Consider the following 21,278-nt stretch of genomic DNA (forward strand, 5'->3'; position numbering starts at 1 on the left):
GGCTGGCCAATGCCGCCCCTTGATTTATTCTATTTCATTTGAAGCATGTTATAAATCATCTCTGCCGCTTCCGCACGTGTGACCTCCTGCTTGGCACGGAAGCTACCATCTGGATATCCTTGTACTAAATTAATCTCGGTTAGGCCAAGTACATCCTTTCTGGCCCACTCTACAATTTGAGAGGAATCTGAGTATGCACTGCTTTCTTGCTGTGGTGTAGCCTTAATAATGTTATTCACCATTTTAGCCGCTTGCTCACGGTTAATGACCCGATCTGGGCCAAATTCTCTACTACTAAACCCGCGAGCGACCTGATCTTTAATCGCCGTTTTGAGCAGATCAACGTACCACGCCGATGGATTAATATCCTCGAAGCCTAAAGTCACATCCGTTTCGAGCGGTAATTTCAAGGAACGGACCAGCATCGAAGTGAACTCCATACGCGTTACAGGTCTGTTCGGCTCAAATAGCGTGTGGGTTGTTCCCTTTACTATACCCAAATCGGCAAGCACATTTATTTTTTCTTTATTAAATATCCGATCAATGTCGCTAAAATGATTTGGCTTCTTCTCAACGGTTGAATCTTGAATGTGCTCTGTTTCTATCGGTTCCTTTATAACAGGCTGAATCGGTTTTACACTCTCCGCCCCTCCTGCTCCGCCACCTACGTCCACAGTATTTCCCGTTGTTTTTCCATGCGCTTGTTTTGCCTCTGTGCGTTTTCCTTGACTATTTTCTGCCCAAAGTTGAACTGTATACAACTGCTTCTCTTTAAGTTGTCTCCAGATATAGCTTCGATCCTTACCACGATATAGCTCTGTTCCTCCTTCACTAGCGAGAACAAAAATATCATTTTCATGGTCTGATTCCCAATGGATGATAAACTCACTATTCGTTGTTTCCGTCTTCAAAAACGCAAACGCTGGAGACGGCAGCGTCTCGACCTGATCTTCTGTCTGCTTACCTTCACCACTTGTGTTCAATGGCTTGACGGTAATACGATACAATGTAGAACTATCCAATCCATCTACTTTAAATTCATGGGAGGTCGTATGACCGATAAGCACCCCGTTTTGGTAGACATTGTAAGTATCTGCACCCGAAGCTTCTTTCCACGTAACAACCAAATCGGTATCTGTTACTTCTTTCACAGTCAATCTATTGTCTGATATTTGACCTGGCAAAGCGCGATACGTAAAGGGAGCTAGATTACCTACCCCCGTTGTATTCACGGCCTGTATAGCAAAAGAGTAAATCATACCAGGCTGGATATCTGAAAGCTTAATATGGGCATCTCTGGTGTTAAAAACTTCCCCCGTATCTTTACGGGTTACAGTATATTGAGAAGAGCTCTTGATTTCATCCCAACTCAGTGAAATCTGGCCACCCTCAAGTTCTGTAACATTAACATTTTGTACTTCAGGAGGAAGTGTCAGCAGCTCACCCAACGCTGGCTGGCTGAAACCACTACTGTTCCCACTGCTCACTTGAAAATCATAGTTTCTCCCACCTGTTAAACCAGATACAACCACACGTGGTTCCGTACTATAAAAATTTTGACTGTTGATCGTTACCTTATATTGAGTTGCCCCATCAACCGGGGCCCATATCAATGTGGCATCGTGCTCACGAACATCTTCAGCTGCAAGTTGCACAACCGAATCAGGTAGTGTTAATGCGTTGATAGATGTATCTTTACCTGTACCACTTCGATTGTAGGCTCGTATTTTAATATTGGCAGATCTACCCGCAGGCAAGCCCTCAAAAGTATAAGAATGGATACCACGCGCAACCCGCACCTTCGGTTCATCGTTAACATTCAAGATGTATCCTTCAGCCCCCTGCACATCCTGCCACGCAACACCGATAGCATACACATCCTTCGTCACACTCGATATTGTAGTTACTCGATCAGGTAAAGTGATGACTCCCAGATGAGCATAGTCTCCGAATCCTGTTGCATTTGCAGCGGAAACGTTATAACCATACTCTGTTCCCGCCTGAAGATCACTATCGGTGAATTCTGTATACACATCGTTATAAACCGATACTTTGTCACGTTCTAGGGCGTAGTAGGTGGCAGTGATTACAGAATTCCACTTCAAATCGATTCCATCTTCTCTTACAGTTACATTCCGGAATCCGTTCGGGCTGTCTGGTAGGCTTAGAAAAGATACATGCTTTGCTGTACCCTCTCCAGTGTCATTAATAGCTGATACAGAAACATCGTAATATTGACCAGGTTTCATTCCCGTAATTGGATTATACACATCCTGTGTAACCGTATCCTTAAATATGGTTTCTCCCGTACTTACGTCTGCTACTGTAATATTATATTTGTTAGCTGATGAAACTGGCGTAAAGTCAGCCAAGATTTCTGTAGAATGACGAGGGACAGGTCGTAACTGGATATGATCAGGAGCATCAGGTAACGTTAATACATGGACTCGATTGGAATATGCATTGCCTCCTACATGGTTACTGGAACGCACTTCATATTCGTATTGCCGTCCTTCTTGTAGCCCCCTAACTGTAAAAGAATTTGTTGGATGCGTAACATCCCAAACCTCATTAGTTGTTAGATTTCGGACTGTATAAACGTAACCATCATCAAGGCCCGACGGGAGAGTCCACTGCAAATCAGCTTCTGTATTTCGTACGGATGTCGCAGAGAGCACAACCGACTGGGGCTGCTTTTGAATGCGAAGTGCACTGCTGACCGTTTCATAAATGTTACCCACCCTGTCTTTGACCTTGGCATGAACATACCATTCACCTTCATCTGAAAGATCCTTCTGGATTGTTGTATCGGCTGCAGTATCCCAGTTTTCGGGTGAATCAGGGCTGTTCGTGATTTTATACTGCATTGTCGACGACTCAATCCCCGAATGCTGATCGGCATATCGTATCCTCACATGAATAGGGGTATCTTTCCATTCACGCGAGTCCGGCGTCAGTTGGATCGTCGGTGGTTCCAAATCAATATAAGACATTACGGATACTGGATCACTTCGATTCCCAGCTGCATCTACAGCTTGGGCAGTCACTTTTATGATACCCGAATCCTTTAAAATTCCCAACGAACCAGGCACATAGGTGCCAGAACCCAATTGATATTCATAATGTACTGCTGTAGTATCCGTCGCACCCGATAGAGCAAACTCCACTGGCTTATTGGTATATCGAGTAGGTGTCGTCACCTCGGAAAACGTAACTTTTGGAGGCGTTGGCTGGGTTCGATCAATCATAACCGATTGAGTCACGATTGGACTATACACGTCGAGATTATTGATCGTCCGTGCTGCTAATTCGTAAGTCCCTTCTGCGTTTAATGTAAAAGTGCCATTGTATGTCCGCCACTCCCCTAATGGACCCAAGCGATACTGTGTCATCTTAATTCCATTTGTAGAGTCACTTCCTGAATCAATGGTAACATTCACATCACGGTTCGTTGGACCTGTTTCACTAGCCCGGATGACAGGAGCAGTCGGTCCCTTTTTATCAATCGTGATTTCTTTGCTTACTTCTTGGCTCACATTACCGACGCTGTCAATGGAGCGTGCATAAACCGTGCTTTTGCCATCTTTATTCACATGAAACACTCCAACATAGCCCTGCCAATCTTGATTCACAACGCCTGTCAAACGAAATTGAGTATGGGCTAGTCCAGAATAATCGTCTGTTCCCGGCTGTAATGAAATGGTGTAGTCATTACTATTTCCCGTTGCGCTTAGGGTGGGTGGAGTTGGAGGCATCTTGTCTATTCGGACATTCCCAGAAGAAAGACCACTATACTGATTATTTACGTCCACCGTCCGGGCATAAATTGTATTTACACCATGTTCATAGACAGTGAAAGGCCCGGTGTATTGCTGAAATGCTCCTCCATTCAGGCTATATTCATAGTATTTTAGTCCTTCAGGAGCCACGTCCCCATTTATCCACACGGTTACAGGTTCTTTGGTCCATCCTGTGATCGCTTGTCCCTCTGTACCTGCATGGATCTGAGGTGGTTTAGGCATTAGGTCCGATTTGGGAATAACACGGATTCCAAACTTGGATATTTCAGCACTTGTCTGTTGGCTATCTCCCACCGCTCTGAAATATCGAACATCTCTTAATGTAATAGAGTCGGTGATATCTAACCATTTTCCCTGATAATATCTATCCGCATAGAATTTCGTTACATTAGTCCATGTATATAAGTTCGTTCCATTAGGCCTCCAACTGTCGCCTGCTGCGTTATTAGATGCATGTATATCAGTATGATAAGACCCTTCAATGTAAACAAAAATCCTGTAATCCGAAGTCTTAATGGATCTTCCAATATCAATAAAACGATTTGTCGGCTGCGTAGTACCATCACATTTATACCTGGCCGAACCCATGCCAGTGTATACTTCCGTTGCTCCTATCCCACTTCCTGACCAAGAGCCCCAACTGTCGCCTCCACCCGGCAAATTGTTTTGGCAAAAAGGTCCTCCCATGATCTCCTGAGTAGCAGCTGATACCCTTTCCGGAAATATGGGAATCATCGTTAATAGTAGGAATACAGCCAAAAATCCATACACCCATTTCCTATACTTCCTTACCTTTCGCTTATTTTTTCGATACATACACTTCTCCTTACTTTATTTTATTTTCAAAGAGTTTTACAAACTCGCTTCGGGTAAAATAGAAAAAGCACCTCAAACGAAGGCGTTAATGCCTAGGTTTGAGGTGCTTCCTCTATATCACGAGTATGTTTTGAAGCTATTATACTTCGTTCCTAGCAGGATGTAAACAGAACTGACAAATTATTTGAGGATATTATGAATCTGAACGCCCAAGTTCCGAAAAAATCCTCGCATATTTTGCATGTAAGAATCCTGAGTAGCGGAAGATTCCTTAAGAAGATTTTGCATACTGTTCATAAATGCAGAAGCTGATGTCGTATCCGCTTTGTCAAACCGATTGTTTAACGGTGTGTTATTTAGCAACTCTGCGTTCTGTCCCGTGCGTTCCTTGTATTTCTCAATCCAATCGGGATGTTGAGGAACCTTTTGCGCAAAATTTAACAGTTGGCTCAGCCCATTTCCTCCACCTTTAATATCATTCATGTACGCCGTATATTTTTGAGGATCGACCTGCTTCATCACTTCCGATAGCTTGACATAATCCTCAGGAGCACCTGACGGACGATCTATTGGAGTCGTGTAGCTAATATCTCCGGTCTCTGGATCAGTCGATCGTGTTGAAGCAATACCAGCGATCTGGTTCATGGTTTCGAGAAATTCTTTGGCCTTGTCGCCTTCCATGTAATGATCAGCAATATACTTGGATTGAGTGACTCCCATCTCCAGCAGCACAGCTCGCTGACTCTCATCCGTTACTGTTCCGTCGACGATAAAATTAGATTGAATCATACTGTACACTGCATTAGACACTTCTTCTGGCTGACCTTCCAAAACCCGGTTTAATGAATCATTGATCTGTGTTGTACCGAAATACTTGGCAGCCTGTGATACAATAGCCCCTTCGGCCAACTGTCTACCGGCTTCACTAATCTCCACGGAGTCTTGAACTACCACTCTGGAGACCTGTTCTTCATGAAGCTGGGGTGGTGGAGCTTGCTTGCTTGTCGGATTGATCCGTAAACTACTCGCATTAAGAATCGCTTGCTGTGCTCTAAGAGGTCCAAAATTCATCCTATTTCCTCCTGTCATGTTTGTAACAGGCAATCTAAGGCGTATGTATAGTGTAATGTGACCCTGTTTCTATATATATCGGACAAAGCATATATGGAATGAATATATGCTTTGTCCCAAAAATGAACAAATATTGAAACGAACTACTTTTGTTTCAAATATAAAATACTCAAGCAACAAGTTACCTAAAGTCTTAGCTTAATACCCCGTCCATCAACCACCATAAATACTATAGGCAAAGTGATATACAATATCTGTGTCTATAATCGAAGTACCTGACACCTGAACAGCTACCCCTGATAGATCATAATAGTGTGTAAAACTGATGGCTCCAGACAGGTATTCCGCTATACTTCCAGTGGAAGATGGCAGGGAAAGAGTCACACTAAAGGCTCCATTCTGATCCGTATAAGCTGTGCCTGTACGAGTACGATTCCCGCTGCTTTCAGTCCAGTTCTGATTCAACCATGTCACATCAACAGGCGCATTTGCCACTGGATAACCATCAGTTGTCTTAACTACACCCTTCACGGTAAGGTTGCTGCGTTGATTAACCCGATAATGACGACCATATGAGTAGTTCGGATAATCATTAGGACCATTAGCAGAATCATAGCCGGTAATTTCAATTTTGCCAGCCCGAAGCACTGGCTTCAGTGTAAGTGTGTACAAATGATTGGGTGAATACTGATTGGTTGTGTACACTCGCACATAGTAGGTTCCTGTATTTAAGCTGACATTATGGTTCGTTTGCGGCAAAAGCGCCATTTGGTTTCCGGTAAGAGCTCCGTAGACTTCCGCTTTGTAGCCATAACCGTCCGAAACACTGTCAAGCTTTACGTTCAAAGCATCATAATTGCGGCTGGCAGGGATCGTAACTTGGTACCAGTCATTATCTATGCCTGAATGAATGGAACGTGAATTAAGCGATGAACCGCCCGTACTAAAGGTAAAGTTATAGGCATGGAAAGCACTCTCATCTGGTTCATATGCATCGTAGCTGGAGCTTGTATCGACCGTTAGATAGAAAGGATCATTGATGCTGGAACCCTTTTTGGCATGAACAGCAATCGCATATGCCTTTTCATATCCGGTAGCGTTACGGGTTCCTACGTTCTCAGGAAGTGAGGCAGCCCCCTGTTCATAATTGTTAAAATAAGTACCATAGGTGGATGCGTCAATGGCATTAGGATTAATGTCACCTGTCGTCATATCAAACTCATATAAGTATAAGTCATAGTCAAGCTGGGCTGAAAATGGACCATCCAACTGGGACTGGAACAATTCACCAGGCTGCAAATAGATCGGATATAAAAATTGTGTGCCTCCCTCTTGCGTAATCGTACCGGAATACGTAGCAGAGGAAGCTGTGGCTGATGCAGCCATTGGGCTTGCTTTCAGCGAAGAAACGGGTTCCCTTTTCAATGAGGTTATCTCTGGTGTCTTGAAGTTGAGATTTTCTTGCATGACATAAACCGAAGACGTAACGCTGTCTGGCTTGTCTGCCCGCGTCAAACCATTAATAACGTCTTCATTGTCAGTTGTTAGATGAATCTCGGATTCTGCTTTAATCGCTTGATCCGATGCAACCTCCGTACTTTCACTCGCATTCGCAGTCATTCCGAAAGCAAACAGGAGCATCATGCTTAACATCACTGCAATAGCCTTTTTGAACCTCTTCATACTGAAATCCCCTCTCAAATGGTTTAAGGAATTCCCGCTATCCCCGGATAAATCAGGGCGATTTCTAGGCTGTATGGCTCTATCATAATACATTATTGGTTCAAATGGAATATACTTCTTAAAATATTCTTATTTGTAATACGAATGAATAGGTTTAGGTTAATCAACTTAATTTTGACACTATTTTACCATAAAAATCCTACCATTCTCTTATTTATACGATATAATTAAATAATATGGATAGTTCTTTCCGACTATTGAATGAATCGAATTACCCATAACATACATAAAAAAGGGGAATACAGATGAAAAAACTTAGCGTGTTTATGTTAGTATTATGTTGCTTCTCTATTTTGGCAGCTTGCTCTACCGATCCGATAAAAAAAGATTTAATTACATATGTCAATGATGGAATGCTTCCATTGGCACAAGATGAAAAAGCAGTTACTGAAAAGTATGAAGCTGTGACTGGAGATAACTTTACAGATGATGTAACACTATATAATGCTTTAAAAGATGATATCATCCCGGGATACACTAAATTTGTTGATAAGTTAGAAGCTGTAAAGACGGAAACTCCTGAGGTAAGAGCCGTCCACGAAACCTACATCAAGGCCGCTAGTACTCAAAAGGAAGCCTTCATTAAGATGCTCGATGCATTGGATAAACAGGATCTGAACTTAATCAATGAAAGTAACACTAAGCTCAGCGAAGGTAGAAAGCTATTCAGAGATTTTGGTGAACAGGTCAACACACTTGCCAAAGAGCATGATGTGGAGATGAATAAGAAATAAATATTAAAACTCCCTTGATGGGAGTTTTTTTATATACTTATGAATATTCGAAGCAAATTACCGCTTTACTTAATTCTTGGTCGTAAAATAAATAGACGGTATCCGCCCCACACGCTTGAAAATAATACCCGGTAATGGAACCGATATAGGTAAAAGTCTCACCATTGGGACGTTTAGGTACATGGAGCAAATTGGTTTGCTCAAACTGGAGCATTTCTTCCAATGATTCCCCATATTCCTTGATGTAGCTTTGAGCCTTATCAGACTGAAAAGCGATATCATCCAAAATTCCGTTAACTTCAGGGAAACTCAGCCCCCAACCGCTAGATTGCTTTTCCTCAAAATCACGGGTGAGTTCTTCCACAGACTTTTTGGCCTCTCCAAAGGAGGAATATGGATAAATTTTATTGTTCTCCAGGAAAAATTCTTTGCGCGCTTGGTAGTCTTGTTCATTAGCCATGTACACCTGTTCCAGTCCGTCCAACGCCATGACTTCTCTTTTCATACGTAGGTACGCTTTATCCCCGGTAGATTTCAACGCTTCATAAGTAGCTTCCAATTGCTCTTTCTGATGGAGACTAAAATAATCCCAGTCCGCTTCGAATTTGTATTTACCGTCAATGACATCGAAACCCAGCATATCTTCCTTGGTATATGAGGTATGAAATTGCTGAGTATTTTCACCCACACAGCCTTCGTAGATTTCTTTTACGGAAACAAAATGCAGCCACTCGTCCTGCTCCGGGAATAAAAACTGAAGATTAATTGAGCAAATCGGCAGAAAGTGCTTGCGATGATGTTCAAGATCGCTGGCAAATACGTCCTCGTATGCTGGAAAACGTTTGATGAATCTCTCAGGTATGTTCATGGTAGTCCCCCTATATTGTATGGTTTTCCGGCAGTCTTCTGATCTGAAACGTTCCTTCAATGGAAATCACGCTGTAGAGTTCATCAAATCCTTCTTCGTAGCTTGGAACCTCTAGTTTACTCATTACACTTTTAATACCGATCTCAGGAATATACTCTTTTTCTGTACGCTGCTCATTACGCTTAATAGATTCTGCAAAATCGGGCTCAAAATAGTAGCCAATAATTTTAAATCCCTTATTTTTACAAGCATCTATATATTTCTTCCGTTCTATAACAGTGGCATTTGTATTGTCTACAACAAAGCGCTGCATGGTTTCAATGGAGGCTTGTAGATAAATATTTTCCCTATTCCGTGTTTTAAGCATATCAAGGTTTATTCGCATATGTGTTTTGAAGAAATGTTCTTTATAAAATGTCGACTTGCCCGAAGCCTGAATTCCTATAAAAATGACACACTCCAAATCTACACATCCTTGTCCAAGTATACATATTGGTTAATATAATCTCTATTCTGTGAAAAAATCGGTGTCTCATGATCAACATCCCACTTGCTTCTGACGGCTTCGCCTTTGTTGTACTGTTGTTTGGTAATGCAAATTCCCCGCTTTTGCCAGACCGGAAGTTCGTTCCAGTTTATCCCTTTTTCCACAAAAAGCTTGTCTTGGAGCTGATTTCCGTTCAATCCTTCTAATTCTGAATGCCTGAAATGGGCTTGAGCTACCATAGAAATGCTATTTTTAGTAGCATCTTGTTGTCTCCATAGAAAGTAGTTTGTAACCTCATCCTGGGGCAAGACCCATGCTCTCGCATCAAAAGTGGCTAAAGGCTGACCTGGGTAAACCTTTTGGATTTCCTCATTAAATTTGGCTGTAGCCAGAGAAGCAGATATGGACACCATCTTTTGAAGATTATTTTCAAACCAGGATTGCGTCGTTAATTTGTCATAATTCGTAAGAAGCAGTGAAATTTCATCGCTCTGATGATACACCAGTTTACATCCCATAATATTATAGGCTAAATATTTACACGTCTCCCATAATGTAAAAATTAGTTTCTCATCAAAAGGTTTCGTCATCCCACGTGTAAAGGTATGAAAATGCGCACCATCAATTCTGATAATTACGGGTAAACGGCGTGGTAGGCTTAATCTATAGGCATTTTCATATTCCTTCATCCTATTTCCAAAATCATTTTTTTTCATAAACTATGTAGGTTCCTTTCCTGACCCGTGATTTGCGCATAGAGTACAACAATGTCTATCTTCCCCAATAGGCGTATATAAGAATTGTAACAAATTGGATTATGCATCGCTAGGAATTAAGCAAAACAAAAAAACTTAGCAATTGGACTTGCAGAGTCTTTCGTTGTTTCTTGGTATCTATTCCCCAAATGTTAGGCTATAATAATTTCAGATTTTACTTTATTCCGATATGAAAAGGATGATATATATGAGCCAAATTCCATCCATTCCGCGCCCGTTAGTCAGGGCTAATCAATGGGTAATTGTTTTATCTGTAGTTTTTACTTGGATTACAGGGGGATATGGGGTGCTAGTTATTCCTCTTATCGCGGGGTTGCTCGGCGTCCTTTTTAACTTCAATCCGGTAATGCGGATAGCCAAGCTTTTCTTGAAGAAAAGCCCCTCCTCATATGTGCAGGAGGACCGAGAACAGCAAAGGTTTAATCAGCTTCTTGCCGTCTTTTTTCTGCTGGTCGCTTGTGTAGGATTTATGCTCCAGTGGAGTATTGTCGCTTATGTATTTTCGGCCATGGTCCTAGTGGCGGCTTTGGTGGCTATCCTTGGTTTTTGCATAGGATGTTTTGTTCTCTACCAATGGTCCCAATATCAATATCGAAGAAGAAAAAACGTGTAAACAGAAAAAACTCTCTATTCATTCCATTTCAATTAGGACATCGTTAATTAAATCGAGGGTGTAGCCGAACTCTCCAACAATATGGATGCTATATCGGTTCCGCCTTCTTTTTATTTTGCGGTAATGTTATCTTCAAATACAAAAACGGAGATGGATATATCTTCCTCCACTTTAATATCTGAAAAGAGGTGCAGCAGCCGGGAATCCATGTAATCTTCCAGTTCTTTATTGAAGTGTGTGGGATATATTTTTTGAACCATTTTGGTTCGAGCTGCATGTACCATCTCTTTCCCGGATTCTTCTTGTGCCAGAAACTTTTCGGATGGGGTTAAATTTCCATACAGCATTGTGATGGCCATATTATCTACAAAGGTTGTATGTATGCGCTCCGGGCCTTTCCCAAACAGCTCTTTACGTACTTTTCGAATAATTTCGTTAAAACCCGTTTCCCTTCTCATATCGCACCGCTCTCCTAAAATCTACTAAAATCCCTATTACTATATCCATCATAACCGATTCCTCTCCTATAAAACAGAGACTAGCGAAAGTGATTTTTGGAACATGATTTTATCTAAAATTATAAGCGTTCATTAATTTTGAGTAACATTTCCTCTAAAATTTTCTTCTCCTCTTCAGTCAGGGCTTGAACAATTTCGTCCTCCACCTTTTGAAAAGAGTCACTAAAAGCTTCAATCAATTCAATGGCTTTTGGTAAAACATAAATATTTTTTTGCCGCTCATTATTGGCCGGGATTTTGCGCTCGATGAATCCTTTTTGCTCAAGACCTTGAAGTATGCTTGTAATGCTGGCTCCGCGCAGATGAAACCGATCGGCCAGATCCTTCTGAATTAAATTATTTTCTTGATTCTCGTAGATATATCTAATCATTTTTCCTTGTTGAGCATTTAATCCCAACTCTTTTATGCTCTCGTCCGCTCTTTTCTTTAACTTAAGACCAATAATCTGAAACAAATCCAGATAAACCGTATCCTTTTGGGTTTTCATAATCGTACCTCCTCAAATTATTAGAAGTCTAATTGTCAGTAAATAAACTATATAAATCTCTAAACTGTTTGTCAAACGAAAATTAGTTTATTGACAGTTATAAAACTAATAGTTAGAATTCTAAGTGTTTAAAACTGAACACTAAGGAGGAACGACATGAAGAATGTAACTCAAAGCAGCTCTACAGTAGAAAAAGTTACAGCGATTACGAATGTACGTATTTTCGATGGAGAAAAAGTTATTGAGCCCAGAAATGTTGTCATCCAGGGGGAAACCATTATTTCGGTAGGCGGAGACCTTCCGACGCATGCAACGATCATCGATGGGGAAAATGCGACATTATTGCCTGGCCTGATTGATGCGCATGTCCACACTTCAATCGGTGGGTTACGAGATGCTTTAAAATTCGGCGTCACGACAGAACTCGAAATGAACGGCAGTTTTACAGAAAGAGGGCGCAAGATCCAGTTGAAAAACGTGAATGACGTCGCCGAAGTCCGTTCCGCCGGCACAGCGATCACTGCTCCAGGTGGTCATCCGGATGAATTATTGCAGGATGAGGATGAAATTCCTGAGTTCGTATTAAAGGAATTGGAGAAGTTACCCAAGGAAGACCGGGAAGCTATGCTAGCCGCCTACGCTCACGATCACGAAAAAGTGCCCCAAGTGACGACAGTGGAAGAAGCGATCAAACATGTACATACCCAAGTGGAGAGTGGCGCCGACTTTATTAAAATCATGATTGAAGAAGGGACGGTCTTGGGTGCCCCTGGACTGCCTATTTTAAGCGACGAGATTTTAAAAGCAGCCGTGGCAGAAGCCCATAAGCTCGATAAAATAGTCATAGCTCACGTCTTGACGGCTCACTCTTCGCAAACCGCCATCGATATGGGAGTCGACGGATTGGGTCACTTATTTCTCGACAGGCCTGAATACACATCTGAGTTGGTGAAATCCATAGCGGATTCACGCGCGTTTGTTATACCGTGCTTGGTATTGAACTCATCCATTCTTGGGAATCCGGCATCAGAATTGGCGAATGATTCACGTGTTTATTCCAAATTAAGCCCGGAATGGATCGATATTTTGAACTCAAGCTTCCATACTTTCCCGCAAGGCAATTTAGAGAATAGCTTTAAAAATGTGATGGATCTTCACCGTGCCGGTGTGGATATTCTGGTCGGGACGGATGTCGCCCCCGTTCCTGTTCCCAATCTTGGCGGCCTCGCTCATGGAGCCAGCGTTCATCATGAAATGCAATTGCTGGTTGAGGCCGGATTTACTCCCATAGAAGCGCTTCAGTCGGCTACCGCGAAACCGGCCCGTTGCTTTGGGCTTAACGATCGCGGCTGTATTGCCGAAGGTTCGCTTGCTGACCTTATACTAGTAAACGGTGATCCGACAACCAACATCTCGGATACTTTGTCGATCAAATCCGTATGGTTAAAAGGTGTGCAACAACTATGTTAATCGGAGCCTATCGAACAGGAACAACTTTCTAATCTCATTTGTATGACTTCCATTTTTACTTTCCGAGGATAGCTTAATCTTGTTGCCAACGCAAAAACACCTTCAAGGTTATCCCCATATCTTACGACATGGGGTTTCACTTTGAAGGTGTTTTAATTGCAAGGAACATTGTAAAAATGTACAAACAGTGGCCCCAAATACTTTCGCCATGCACTGTTTGTCATAAAATATAGGACTTACTCGTAAGCACCGATGTTCACAGCGGCTCCCTGTACTCTTGGCTTCCCGTCGATATCCAGTGTTCCAATGATGGCACGTTCCGTGTTCCCGGCATCGATCGCAGGTGACGAAGACTGCAAATGGAAGTCGCTGTTCGCGGCATTCACGAATTTAGGATCGGCAAATAGAGAATGCGTATCGTTGCCGGTCCCCGATTTGTACGTGGAGAAACCTGTATATTCTTTATTTCTCCAGATCCAGTTGGCTTCCGAGCTGCCGCTCGGAGCAAAATATAAATTATAATCCACAACATTGCCGGAATTTTTGGTGTATCCATTGGAGATCAGCATATCCGTGGAGCTGGCCACGAAAATATTGTTTTTGATCACGTTGTTTCGCGTATCATATTGAACCAAAAGCTGACCGCTTCCGTCGTCAAACGTATCGTTCTTGTATAGTGTATTGTTCACGATCTTGCAGTTTACCGTGGAGCCACGCTCCTCATTGTAACCGCCCATGGCAATGCCGGTCAGTCGGTTGTTATATATCACGTTGCTGCGGACCGTAATATTACTGGTTGCTTTACCGGCGTGCTCAGAGGCAATTTCGACGCCGATATCGTTGTTGTAGCTGTAGTTCTGCTCAATAATGCTGTCCTTGCCTCCATCTACATAAATGCCGCCTGCCGAGTTGTCATCGCTCTTGTAAGATGGGTTATTTTGAACTGAATTATTATATACCCGATTGCCCTTCACCAACCCGTTCCGCGCCTGATCGTAAGCGGTATTCGGCGCAGTTCCCTCAAAGCCGATCAAATCAATCCCGATATTGTCATTATCGTGAATGAGGTTGTTGGTCACCACAAAGCCATCCACGTTGCCGTTCAAAACGAGCGATTCGCTGGAGCCCAGCACGAGATTGTACAGCTCATTGCCGCTGATCGTAAGGTCGTGAATCGAAGCCGGAGCTTTCGTGCCGTAAACAGCGATACCGTGAGCATCCCGACCCAGCCGATCTTTGCCGATCGGGGTGACCGTGTTTTTGATGTCATGGATTTTGTTGTTGGACAGATTAATGAAGCCGCCCGAACCGTGGACATAAATACCTACAGGCACCACGTTCTTGGAAGCAGCGGTAAAATTGCGGATTTCAAACCCCTGAACAGTAACGTAATTGACATCGGCCAGTTCGATCAGCCCTTCGTTCCCGCTAACCGAAAGTCCGCTGCCATCAATAATGGCGGTCTCTGTCCCATAGTTGGTGAACACAATGGGACCCTGGGAAGCGGAGCCAGAGCGGGTAATCTTTAATTTCTGCTTGTACACTCCGCCTCGGACGTAAACCGTGCTGCCCGCAGGAGCCACGTCGGCCGCGTGCTGCAACGTCTTCCACGGCGCATCGTTCGTTCCGGCATTAGAGTCGCTGCCGCTCGTGGCCACATAATATTCTGTACCGGCCGCGGAAGCGGCGGGAGGTTGCACATTTCCGGCCACCAGACCAAGTCCGAAAGCCATGGATAAACCTACCAGAAACATTTGCCCGAATTTCTTCATGTTCCTCATCCCCCTTTGTTTTTCTTGTAAATTGTACCATGATTCTACTAAATCTGTTCTATGGCATCGGCCATTAGTGCAACCTAATGCGCGATACCAAGGACCGGGAGGTCACCGTAATCGCTGTCGAAAGGAACAAGAAACCCTGCGTTTTAGTAATCGCAGGGTTTCTTGGTGATCTAAGCTGCTCTATAACGTTGCCGCAGCTGCCCTATCGTCAGACTGCGCATGTTCTTACTCCAGACGGACTAATCCTTTACCAGTCGATTAGAAAGCATCAACATGATAAAAGAGAATAAAATGATGACGGCTACCCAGCTCCAGGAGAGTGTCATATTTCCGACCTCGGACGCAGTGTAAATTGCTGTAGGCAGAGTTTGGGTCTGTTCAGGAATATTACCTGCCAGCATCAGCGTAGCGCCAAATTCCCCTAACCCTCGGGCAAATCCGAGAATGTATCCTGATATGAGCGGTCGATAGGCAAGGGGCATCGTAATGTGGCGAAACACTTGCCATTCGTTGGCACCTTGCGCACGTGCAGCCTGCTCTACCTCCGGGTCTACAGCTTCAAATCCTGCTTTAATCGTACGGTAAGCCAGTGGAAAAGCAACAACTACGGCCGCCACCACTGCAGCTCCCCACGTAAATACAATCGTCTGCTCGAACAGGCTTTCGAAGGCTGTGCCGATCCAGCTTTTCCTTCCCAGCAAGATGAGCAAAATAAAGCCGACAACAGTGGGAGGCAAAACGAGCGGAAGAAGTAGGACGGTCTCGATCACGCTGGTCCCCCTCCGCGGCGTGCAGTTCGCCATCATTCGCGCTACCACAGTAGCTAATAAAAAGACGATGATGCTGGCGACGACAGCGACTTTAACAGATACGATAACCGGAGGAAGAAAAGCTGACCAATCCAACGGGACCCCCTCCTTTATCTGTGAATTCTATTTTCCCGTCATTTCTGTGGGGGCTGAAAATCCATCTTTACTGAACACACTCATTGCTTCATCTGTCCGTAGAAAATCAAGAAACTCGCCTGCTTCCTGGCTATGTTTGGTTGCTTTTACAATGCCTTCAGGATACAGGATGGGTGCATGCAATTCCTCGGGCACTTCCAGTGCTATGACCGTTTTATCGGATGATTTGGCATCCGTTAAATAGACGAGTCCTGCATCGGCGTTGCCTGTTTCAACATAATTTAATACCTGTCTTACGTCCTTGGCGAATACCATCTTAGATTCCAGCTTGTCCCATAGTCCAGCCTTCGTTAACGATTCTTTGGAATACTGTCCAGCGGGAACGGTAGTAGGCTCCCCAACAGCCACTTTCAGGAAAGAAGGACCCATCAAGTCATTGAGCGTAATGCTTTTGTTATCTGTGCTTTTCGCCTTATCTTGCGGAATAACCACAACCAGTTTATTTTGAAGCAGCACGTTATCCTTTTCCACCAATGAAGCATCGGTTAATGCCTTCATTTGCTTCATGCCTGCCGAAATAAATACGTCAGCGGGTGCGCCTTGCTCAATCTGTTTTTGTAATGTACCAGATGAAGCGTAGTTAAAGGTAAGTTTGATATCTGGGTGCTGTTTCTCATACTTGCCTTTGAGCGTATTCAGACTATCTTGAAGACTTGCAGCGGCAGATACAACTAGTTCTGTCTTGGGTGCGGACTGTGCCGATTGTACAGCAGTCGGAGACGAGCAGCCCGCCAGAACCCATGCCAACAATCCAACGAACGTGAATATGTACCCAAATTTCTTTTTCAACTTGTTTTTCCCCTATCCTATAAATTCCAAAATGAGATGACGAAATGTGATAGCGAAAATAAGGAAACATTGTACATCTCATAACCGGTCGAATCTATTGGGTCAACCCAAATATTTGTGATAAATCGATCTCGCCTCGGCGATGTCCTTCGTGCCATGAATTAAGACGCGTCCATCCTGAAAAAGAACAATTCGATGCGTTCCGATAACAACGGATACCAGGTATGGATTATGCTCCACCTTGCCCCCCTGACGGGATAACAAACGTGCCGCTTCATTCAGATCACGTACAGTACCCGGGGCAGGGCGGATTTGAACCGTATCTCGTCCGCACAAGACAGCCGTTTTAGCCTGATGCTCCGATTGTAAAAAAGGATACACTGGGTGCTCACCACACGTTGGGCAATCGGCTTTCTTCATGGCGCTGATTTGAATCGCCTGATGCTGATTGTTCCACAAGTCGAAAGAAATCAGCTTATTTTGCAAAGCCGAATCGTCCCCGGTGAGCAGCTTCAATGCTTCGGCGCTTTGATAAGCGGCCACCATCTGTACAGCCGGGCTAATCACACCGACCGTATCACAGGTTGCACCGCCAAGCGGTACGGTCCCGAGTAGGCAATGCAAGCACGGTGTCTGTCCTGGCACGATGGTAAAGGTTGTCCCGTAGCTGCCTACACACGCTCCATAAATCCAGGGAATTCGGTGCTTGACCGCATAATCGTTCATAAGCAGACGTGTATCGAAATTATCGGTGGCATCTACGATAAGATCCACCCCTGCTGCGATATCGTCGATTTCCTCCAGCGAGACGTCCCGGACTAGCGCACGAATGTCCACGTCCGAATTGATTTGCTGCAATCGCTTCTGCGCGGCCACTGCCTTGGGGATCTGACCACGGGCATCCGCTTCGTCATAGAGCTGTTGGCGCTGCAAATTGCTCCAATCTACATAATCACGGTCTACCAACGTCAGCCGTCCGATGCCCGCTCGCACCAGCATGTCAGCATTGGCAGTGCCCAGTGCGCCAGCCCCCACCATCAGCACATGCTTACTACGGATATTTTGCTGGCCTGTCGGTCCAATTTTCGAGAATAATTCCTGTCTAGAATAACGGGCATGAGACGTATGCGCATTTGCTTGTGCATCAACTTCTATTTTCTGATTTTTGTCCATTTCTGACATCGTTGATTTACGCCTCCATACTTATCCATTGATAGCTACAAGTTGATCAGACAAGCTAAAAGTTCAAATGTCCTCGCCCTTATGCGAAAGCTTTGGAGTATTTTGAGGGTTCCAGCCACCCAGCTGATGCCCCTTCCATTCTGAGCCGTCCTCCCACACTTCCTTTTTCCAAATCGGTACGATTTGCTTTAACCGTTCAATGGCATGGCGGCTGGCTTCGTAGCAAGTATCGCGGTGTGCAGCAGAGACAGCAATCACCACACTCGTCTCTCCAATTCTTACCGTACCAAGCCGATGTGTAATCGCAGTACGTGTAGAAGGCCAACGCTCTGCAATTTCGTCACCAATCTGCTTCATCGTGTTCATGGCCATCGGGACATACGCCTCATATTCAAGCAGCACCGTTCGCTGACCTTGCGTAAATTCCCGAGTCGTACCATTGAAGGTCAGCGAGGCGCCATGAGAAGGGTCGAGCACCTTTGAGGTTACTTCATCGGCATCAATCGGGTCGTACGTAATGGCAAATAAGCCACATTTTGAAACGACCGTCTCCATCCCGGGTGCTGACTGATGAAGAGCAATTGCATCTGACGGAAGCACAAGTTCATCTGGAGAAGCCAACTTTTTATGATGGGTAAAAAAAGAACCTGGCAGTTGTAAAGTCACTTCCGGGTACAGCTCATTCAGCCTTTTTCGAATGTCTGCAATGGTCACCGCTTCCTGTGAAAGTTCTACCGTGATCACATCACCAAGTTGCTCCGCCATACCTGCGAATAGCTGAATACGGTATTGCATATGATCTGCCCCCTTGCACCTATTCTATCAAATTCATTTATTCTATTAATAGAATTTACCCTCCTGAAACCGGAGGAATAATCGCAATCTCATCATGGATACTTACGAGGTCCTCAGGAGCGGCGTAGGCTTGATTTCTGGCAACAAAAGAACCCTGCAACTGGGCTGCTGCTTCAGGGAAACACTCGGATAGCAAGTCTTTTAACGCGGCAACGCTCATCGTTTCTTGATCAGTAGGCACCGTGATTGTAGGCCCTCCCATCTGTTCCGCAAGTCCGGCAAATACTTGAATATGATAGTTCATTTAACATCCCCTCCTTTTCAGTACAGTGACTGTCCACCACATATGTACCAAGAAAAACCAACATGAATGAATACCCCGAAAGGTTTTATTCCATGCTGGTTAACTATGACGGTGTACAATGAGGATTTGTATATTATATTTTAGATTCAACCAGTTCATCAATCCGCTCGGTATGCGTATATACATTCAGAGAATGACTGCGTATAAAGCCGACGGTTGTAATTCCCAGATCCTCAGCCAACTCAAGTGCAAGCTCTGTGGGAGCTGACTTGGACAACACAACTTCACAGCCAATCTTCGCAACCTTCAACAAAATTTCAGACGAAATGCGTCCGCTGAATACTATGATTTTGTCTTGTAATACAATATCATGTTTTAGGCAATGCCCATAGATTTTATCCAGCGCATTGTGTCGGCCGATATCTATTCTGGACAGGATCATCCCGTCTTTATCGCACAACGCTGCATTATGAACACCACCGGTCTCTTGGAACGTAAGTGCCGAGCTTTGCATTAAATTCATCAAGCGGAAACAATCGTCAAAAGACAGCGTAACATGGGTGTCATTCATTCTTTTTGCCACTTTGGCATCATTCATAAAATAAAAGCCCTGTCTGCTTTTTCCGCAGCAGGAGGTAATGTACCGTTTGGAATGAAAGTTTTGATAAAACTCATTCATTCGACGGGTTTTAATATGAACAAAACCTTCTTTTTCCTGAACCCAAATATCTTCAATATCATCGTACCGTTGAATGACGCCTTCAGAGGCCAAAAAACCTACTGCCATATCCTCCACATACTCTGGTGTACAAACCATGGTAGCAAATTCCTGCTGATTGATTTTGATGGTCACCGGATGCTCCGTCACCACAGTGTCTTCAAAACGCTTGATCTGACCGTCACGATAACGTAGAATCTCACGTTTTACCTCAGCTGGCTTTTCCATGTGCTCCACTCCCTTGTTTCTGACAGGCGGGCTCTTCGGCTCACCCGCCGATGTGTGACATTTCAATTTTAGACGTTGCTTGCTGTGTATGATTCAGTCGTTCCTCTGAATAGCGGTCGGTACGTTCTCTCCAAACACGCTCAATGTAAGCTTTAATCTCGTCATCGGACTGTTCGGAACGCAGCATCGCGCGAAGCTTGTACCCTTGAGAGGCAAACAGGCACGTGTACAAGGAGCCTTCAGCAGAAATTCTCGCTCGTGTACATGTGGAGCAGAAGGCGTCCGTAACAGACGAAATAATGCCGATTTCCCCTTCTCTGTCCTGATACCTGTAGCGCGTCGCCACCTCACCTTTGTACTGGGGTGGAACAGGCTCTAACGGCATATGCTCATGAATGGCTTCGATGATCTGCTGCTTGGAAACGACCTGATCCAATTTCCAGCCATTGGTGTTGCCTACATCCATAAACTCAACAAAACGTAAAATATGCTTTTTCTTTTGAAAATAGTCAGCCATGGGAACAATATCCTGATCGTTAAAACCCTTTTGCACGACCATATTTATTTTCACTTGCATCCCTGCTTGAGCCGCAGCCTCAATACCATCCAGCACCGCCTTTACACTGCTTCTGCCCCCGTTCATTTGACGGAACCGATCGTCATCGAGCGAATCCAGACTAACCGTCACTCTCTTCAGTCCCGCCTCTCGCAGTGCTACAGCATATTTAGGCAAAAATACGCCGTTTGTCGTCATTGCAATATCTTCAACGCCATCGAGTTGAGTTAACGAATGAATAAGCAAGGACAAATTTTTCCTCAGCAACGGCTCACCACCAGTAATACGCAACTTCGTAACGCCCAGCGAGACAAAAATACGGGAAAGGCGCGTAATTTCCTCAAAGGTCAATATTTTTTCTTTTGGCAAAAACGGATAGTCATGGCCAAATATTTCTTCCGGCATACAATATCGGCACCGAAAATTACATCGGTCTATGACGGATATTCTTAAGTCCCGTAACGGACGATTCCATTGATCGTCGCTCCGGTTCGCCATCCTGTTCACCTCAATCCGTCTTCATTAATAAAACTCTTTACACTCTAAATTGGAACGGTATTTCCATTCATTTTATAC

19 protein-coding genes are annotated in these 21,278 nt (G+C 44.1%); 3 read left to right on the forward strand and 16 right to left on the reverse strand.

Translation table 11 applies throughout. From position 1 onward, the window contains the following. Positions 1-29 precede the first annotated feature (29 nt). From G9G54_RS13825 to G9G54_RS13835, 3 genes are all read right to left on the reverse strand, one after another. On the reverse strand, positions 30-4,616 hold the full coding sequence (locus G9G54_RS13825) for a fibronectin type III domain-containing protein (RefSeq protein ID WP_165178500.1): 4,587 nt from the start codon (positions 4,614-4,616) through the stop codon (positions 30-32). Between the two features lie 180 nt (positions 4,617-4,796). Continuing rightward, complete coding sequence (locus tag G9G54_RS13830; RefSeq protein ID WP_165178501.1) at positions 4,797-5,687, reverse strand: hypothetical protein; 891 nt, start codon at positions 5,685-5,687, stop codon at positions 4,797-4,799. Positions 5,688-5,900: 213 nt separating this feature from the next. Continuing rightward, positions 5,901-7,370 (reverse strand): Ig-like domain-containing protein, encoded by a 1,470-nt coding sequence (locus G9G54_RS13835; RefSeq protein ID WP_165178502.1) that lies wholly within the window; start codon positions 7,368-7,370, stop codon positions 5,901-5,903. Positions 7,371-7,675: 305 nt separating this feature from the next. Between G9G54_RS13835 and G9G54_RS13840 the strand changes: the two genes are divergently transcribed. Further along, entirely contained in the window at positions 7,676-8,164 is a 489-nt protein-coding gene (locus G9G54_RS13840) for a hypothetical protein (RefSeq protein ID WP_165178503.1), read from the forward strand. Between the two features lie 37 nt (positions 8,165-8,201). Here G9G54_RS13840 and G9G54_RS13845 read toward each other — a convergent pair whose 3' ends face one another. From G9G54_RS13845 to G9G54_RS13855, 3 genes are read right to left on the reverse strand one after another with little or no spacing between them, the layout of a single operon-like run. Beyond that, positions 8,202-9,032, reverse strand: coding sequence for a siderophore biosynthesis protein (locus G9G54_RS13845; RefSeq protein ID WP_165178504.1), 831 nt, complete (start codon positions 9,030-9,032; stop codon positions 8,202-8,204). Positions 9,033-9,042: 10 nt separating this feature from the next. Then, complete coding sequence (locus tag G9G54_RS13850; protein WP_165178505.1) at positions 9,043-9,495, reverse strand: ATP-binding protein; 453 nt, start codon at positions 9,493-9,495, stop codon at positions 9,043-9,045. A 2-nt stretch (positions 9,496-9,497) separates the two neighbouring features. Then, positions 9,498-10,235, reverse strand: a complete 738-nt coding sequence (locus G9G54_RS13855; protein WP_165178506.1) for a tRNA(His) guanylyltransferase Thg1 family protein — start codon at positions 10,233-10,235, stop codon at positions 9,498-9,500. A 247-nt stretch (positions 10,236-10,482) separates the two neighbouring features. Between G9G54_RS13855 and G9G54_RS13860 the strand changes: the two genes are divergently transcribed. Further along, complete coding sequence (locus G9G54_RS13860; protein ID WP_165178507.1) at positions 10,483-10,908, forward strand: DUF4395 domain-containing protein; 426 nt, start codon at positions 10,483-10,485, stop codon at positions 10,906-10,908. Between the two features lie 110 nt (positions 10,909-11,018). Here the strand turns inward: G9G54_RS13860 and G9G54_RS13865 are convergent, their stop codons facing one another. Together G9G54_RS13865 and G9G54_RS13870 are read right to left on the reverse strand one after the other, a co-directional pair. Next, on the reverse strand, positions 11,019-11,366 hold the full coding sequence (locus G9G54_RS13865; RefSeq protein WP_165178508.1) for a DUF2294 domain-containing protein: 348 nt from the start codon (positions 11,364-11,366) through the stop codon (positions 11,019-11,021). A gap of 119 nt (positions 11,367-11,485) precedes the next feature. Then, a complete protein-coding gene (locus G9G54_RS13870) occupies positions 11,486-11,914 on the reverse strand; it encodes a MarR family winged helix-turn-helix transcriptional regulator (RefSeq protein WP_165178509.1) in 429 nt (142 codons plus the stop codon). Between the two features lie 156 nt (positions 11,915-12,070). Here G9G54_RS13870 and G9G54_RS13875 point away from each other — a divergent pair, with 156 nt between their 5' ends. Next, a complete protein-coding gene (locus tag G9G54_RS13875; protein ID WP_165178510.1) occupies positions 12,071-13,384 on the forward strand; it encodes an amidohydrolase family protein in 1,314 nt (437 codons plus the stop codon). Between the two features lie 236 nt (positions 13,385-13,620). Here the strand turns inward: G9G54_RS13875 and G9G54_RS13880 are convergent, their stop codons facing one another. From G9G54_RS13880 to moaA, 8 genes are all read right to left on the reverse strand, one after another. Beyond that, the gene (locus G9G54_RS13880) at positions 13,621-15,156 is read right to left on the reverse strand and encodes a right-handed parallel beta-helix repeat-containing protein (RefSeq protein ID WP_165178511.1); all 1,536 of its coding nucleotides are present in this window, start codon (positions 15,154-15,156) and stop codon (positions 13,621-13,623) included. A gap of 248 nt (positions 15,157-15,404) precedes the next feature. Further along, positions 15,405-16,070 carry a molybdate ABC transporter permease subunit gene (gene modB / locus G9G54_RS13885; protein ID WP_165178512.1) on the reverse strand — a complete coding sequence of 222 codons (666 nt, stop codon included), beginning with the start codon at positions 16,068-16,070 and terminating at the stop codon, positions 15,405-15,407. Between the two features lie 27 nt (positions 16,071-16,097). Then, positions 16,098-16,919, reverse strand: a complete 822-nt coding sequence (gene modA / locus G9G54_RS13890) for a molybdate ABC transporter substrate-binding protein (RefSeq protein ID WP_165178513.1) — start codon at positions 16,917-16,919, stop codon at positions 16,098-16,100. A 102-nt stretch (positions 16,920-17,021) separates the two neighbouring features. After that, complete coding sequence (locus G9G54_RS13895; RefSeq protein WP_185156298.1) at positions 17,022-18,101, reverse strand: thiazole biosynthesis adenylyltransferase ThiF; 1,080 nt, start codon at positions 18,099-18,101, stop codon at positions 17,022-17,024. 63 nt (positions 18,102-18,164) lie between these two features. Continuing rightward, the gene (locus tag G9G54_RS13900) at positions 18,165-18,896 is read right to left on the reverse strand and encodes a molybdenum cofactor biosynthesis protein (protein ID WP_165178514.1); all 732 of its coding nucleotides are present in this window, start codon (positions 18,894-18,896) and stop codon (positions 18,165-18,167) included. Between the two features lie 55 nt (positions 18,897-18,951). Beyond that, positions 18,952-19,200: a MoaD/ThiS family protein gene (locus G9G54_RS13905; RefSeq protein WP_165178515.1), complete on the reverse strand. Its 249-nt coding sequence runs from the start codon at positions 19,198-19,200 to the stop codon at positions 18,952-18,954. 133 nt (positions 19,201-19,333) lie between these two features. Next, positions 19,334-20,146, reverse strand: coding sequence for a formate dehydrogenase accessory sulfurtransferase FdhD (gene fdhD, locus G9G54_RS13910; RefSeq protein WP_165178516.1), 813 nt, complete (start codon positions 20,144-20,146; stop codon positions 19,334-19,336). Positions 20,147-20,186: 40 nt separating this feature from the next. Continuing rightward, on the reverse strand, positions 20,187-21,200 hold the full coding sequence (gene moaA / locus G9G54_RS13915; protein ID WP_165178517.1) for a GTP 3',8-cyclase MoaA: 1,014 nt from the start codon (positions 21,198-21,200) through the stop codon (positions 20,187-20,189). Between the last annotated feature and the right edge of the window lie 78 nt (positions 21,201-21,278).

The sequence above is a fragment of the Paenibacillus sp. EKM212P genome (assembly GCF_011066115.1).
Lineage (GTDB): Bacteria > Bacillota > Bacilli > Paenibacillales > Paenibacillaceae > Paenibacillus > Paenibacillus polymyxa_B.